Genomic DNA, 3426 nt, shown 5'->3' with positions numbered 1-3426 from the left:
GTTATTCCCTGTTATTCCCTGTTATTCCCTGTTATTCCCTGTTATTCCCTGTTAAAAAGCATTGGTAACTCTTAAGCTAACCAGTGCTCAACACGATATAATTCGGGTATGACTTCACCCGGGGCAAGAGGCTCATGAATATAAAAAAGGCAATGGTTTGGTCTTTTCTGGCGGTTATTCTGCCTCTGGTATCAGTGAACTTTGCGTTTGGCACTATCTATAAAACAGTGGATCAGGATGGAAATGTGATCTTTACTGACTCCCGTCCTGCGCATCAGCCCAGTGAAGAAGTCAAGTTACGACCGCTTACGCCAATGTCTCCAGCGCCGAGGAGTAATCCTGATTCATCAAAACCTGCTCAAAAAGCCAGCAGAGAGTCCTACTCCAGACTGCAAATTATAAAGCCAGCCAATAATGCCACGGTGCGTAACCAGGGAAATTTCACAGTAACAATTGCGACAGCACCAAAGATCCTTGAGGGTCACAAAGTCCGCCTGTTACTTGATGGCGAGTTGGTAGGAGAGCCCAGGCGAAATTTAACCTTTGAACTCAAGAATGTGGAACGTGGTACCCACAACCTTACCGTGGAGATCATTGATAACCAGGCCAAAGTCATTCAGTCTTCCAGTAATACGATCCATGTACATCGAATCGTATTCACTCCCACCGTATCTATAAACCCTCCTTGACGGCTGCACCAAAAAGGGGAGAGTGAACTTAGAAGAGATAATCCCTGAATCAGGAACTATGCAAAACATCATTCTGGACAACCTGAATACCGTGGTGATGTTGCTCGACCGGGAGTTTAGGGTGATTACCCTGAATCCGGCGGCAGAAACCCTGCTCGATACCAGTTTGAAAAGGGTTCTGAACCAGCCAGTAACCACGGTGATTCCTGAAGAAAACTTCAAGGCTGATCTGGATCGCAGTCTGGGGCAGCATCAGCAGTTTACCCGTCGGGAAACCGACTTTTCCATCAATGGTGAGATGATCAATGTGGATTACAGCATTTCACCCATCACCTGTGGGGAAGCAAGGCTGCTTCTGGAAATCAATCCCCGTGACCGGGTTCAAAAAATCACCCGGGAAGAGTCGCTGATAGCCAGGCAGGAAACCTCCAGAATTTTGGTTCGGGGTCTGGCCCATGAAGTGAAAAACCCTCTTGGCGGTATTCGTGGCGCGGCTCAGCTTCTGGCCAGGGAACTGGATGACCAGGGGCTGAAAGAGTTTACCGGGATTATTATCCAGGAAGCGGATCGGCTGCGTGACCTGGTCGACCAGATGCTGGGGCCGCTTCAGCCACCAAAAATGGAAGACCTGAATATTCATGAAGTACTTGAAAGGGTGATGCAGTTAATCAATGCCGAAACCGGCGGACAACTCAGGCTCAAACGAGACTATGATCCAAGTATTCCCGATATACCGGGTGACTTCGAACGGCTGATACAGGCTATTCTGAACCTGGTGCGCAATGCCATGCAGGCCATTGATCAGGCAATGTCCCGTTCTGAAGGACTGATCACCCTGAGAACCCGTATTGCACGACAATTTACCATTGGTACCCAGCGACAGCAGCTGGTTTGTCACTTGTCCATTATTGATAACGGACCGGGTATTCCTCCTGATTTGATCGACAATATTTTCTACCCGATGATCAGTGGTCGTGCTGATGGAACTGGTTTGGGGTTACCCATGGCGCAGTCCATCATCAGTCTGCATCAGGGGCTGGTTGAGTGTGAGAGTAAGCCGGGTGAAACCATTTTTAACGTGTTCTTACCCATCACAAGAGAACCACTATCGCTGGATATGACACAGGAGTGAAGTATGAGTTTGAGTTCCAAAGTCTGGATCGTGGATGATGACCAGGCGATACGCTGGGTTCTGGAGCGGGCCCTGAATTCAGCAGGCATCGAAACACAATCCTTTGATGCGCCAGAAAAGGTACTGGCTGCGCTGGAACACAGTGAGCCTGAAGCCCTGATCAGTGATGTCCGGATGCCGGGCATGAACGGTTTGCAATTGATGAAGGCCGTCCATCAGCGGAAACCGGATATTCCCGTTATTATCATGACGGCGCACTCTGATCTGGACAGTGCGGTGTCTTCCTACCAAAGTGGTGCATTTGAGTACCTGCCGAAGCCTTTTGATATTGATGAAGCGGTAGCGCTGGTCAAGCGTGGTCAGGAACATCGCCAGCAACAACTGGCAGAGGCAGCGGTTCCGGAGGCATCCCTGCAAGAACAGGAGTCTACGGAGATTATCGGTGAAGCCCCTGCCATGCAGGAGGTGTTTCGTGCCATTGGCCGCCTGTCACACTCCAACATTACCGTATTGATTAATGGTGAATCTGGCACCGGTAAGGAACTGGTGGCCAAGGCATTGCACCGCCACAGTCCCCGGGCGGACCGATCTTTTATTGCCTTGAATATGGCGGCGATTCCCCGGGACCTGATTGAGTCTGAACTCTTTGGTCACGAAAAAGGTGCATTTACCGGTGCCGGTGGCATGCGCCGTGGGCGTTTTGAACAGGCCGGTGGTGGCACCCTGTTTCTGGATGAAATTGGTGATATGCCTGCCGATACCCAGACCCGCTTATTGCGCGTGCTGGCTGATGGCGAGTTCTACCGCGTGGGTGGGCACACGCCAGTTAAAGCGGATGTGCGTATTATTGCCGCGACCCACCAGAATCTTGAAAAACTGGTGGAAGAAGGCAAGTTCCGTGAAGACCTTTTTCACCGACTGAATGTTATCCGGGTACATCTGCCAAAGCTTAAGGATCGTTGTGAGGATATTCCAAGACTGGCGCGTTTCTTTCTGGATAAGGCAGGTAAAGAGCTTGAAGTGGAGCCGAAAATCCTTCATCCGGAAACGGCCAGTTACATCAGCACCCTGGATTGGCCCGGTAACGTCCGGCAGTTGGAAAACACCTGTCGCTGGTTAACAGTGATGGCCTCCGGTCGGGAAGTGCTGGTGTCTGACTTACCCCCAGAGTTGATGGATAAGGGGGACAGTGACCTGGGTTCGGTAGCCGGTTATGGCAGCTGGCAGCAACTGTTCCGCCAGTGGTGTGATCGTGAGCTGGCAGCGGGCCATGTCGGTATCCTGGATCAGGCGGTGCCAGCTTTTGAAACCATTGTTATTGAATCAGCAATGGCCCATACCGGTGGTCGCAAAAAAGATGCTGCAGAGTTACTGGGATGGGGTAGGAATACACTCACCCGGAAGATCAAGGAGCTGAGCCTGGAGCCTTCAGCGCCTTTGGAAGAGCCTTCAGCGCCTTTGGAAGAAGAGCTGGTTGTTTAAGTAATTGTACTTAAATAATTCCGACATTTAGAACCCACTCTCCGTTCACCCTGAGCGGAGCCGAAGGGTGCCTGGCACAATCTATCATGCTTCGGAGTTTACGCCCTTCGACAGGCTCAGGAC

Annotated in this window: 3 protein-coding genes; all 3 read left to right on the top strand. The window is 50.9% G+C overall.

Annotated elements, in window-relative coordinates:
* Positions 1–134 precede the first annotated feature (134 nt).
* The 3 genes from KDK15_RS20895 to glnG are packed head-to-tail and all read left to right on the top strand — an operon-like array spanning position 135 to position 3303.
* The gene (locus KDK15_RS20895) at positions 135–689 is read left to right on the top strand and encodes a DUF4124 domain-containing protein (RefSeq protein WP_257297336.1); all 555 of its coding nucleotides are present in this window, start codon (positions 135–137) and stop codon (positions 687–689) included.
* Between the two features lie 58 nt (positions 690–747).
* Positions 748–1821, top strand: coding sequence for a nitrogen regulation protein NR(II) (glnL, locus tag KDK15_RS20890; RefSeq protein ID WP_257297335.1), 1074 nt, complete (start codon positions 748–750; stop codon positions 1819–1821).
* 3 nt (positions 1822–1824) lie between these two features.
* Positions 1825–3303: a nitrogen regulation protein NR(I) gene (gene glnG, locus KDK15_RS20885; protein ID WP_257297334.1), complete on the top strand. Its 1479-nt coding sequence runs from the start codon at positions 1825–1827 to the stop codon at positions 3301–3303.
* Positions 3304–3426 lie beyond the last annotated feature (123 nt).

The sequence above is a fragment of the Endozoicomonas sp. YOMI1 genome, from assembly GCF_024606345.1.
GTDB lineage: Bacteria > Pseudomonadota > Gammaproteobacteria > Pseudomonadales > Endozoicomonadaceae > Endozoicomonas.
Note: the sequence above shows the minus strand (reverse complement) of the source record. Positions and strands in the feature narration are given on the sequence as shown.

What these genes read in the sequence shown, in the direction of transcription:
- KDK15_RS20895 (WP_257297336.1), top strand. Translation starts at nt 135, where the DNA reads ATGAATATAAAAAAGGCAATGGTTTGGTCTTTTCTGGCGGTTATTCTG.
- glnL (WP_257297335.1), top strand. Translation starts at nt 748, where the DNA reads ATGCAAAACATCATTCTGGACAACCTGAATACCGTGGTGATGTTGCTC.
- glnG (WP_257297334.1), top strand. Translation starts at nt 1,825, where the DNA reads ATGAGTTTGAGTTCCAAAGTCTGGATCGTGGATGATGACCAGGCGATA.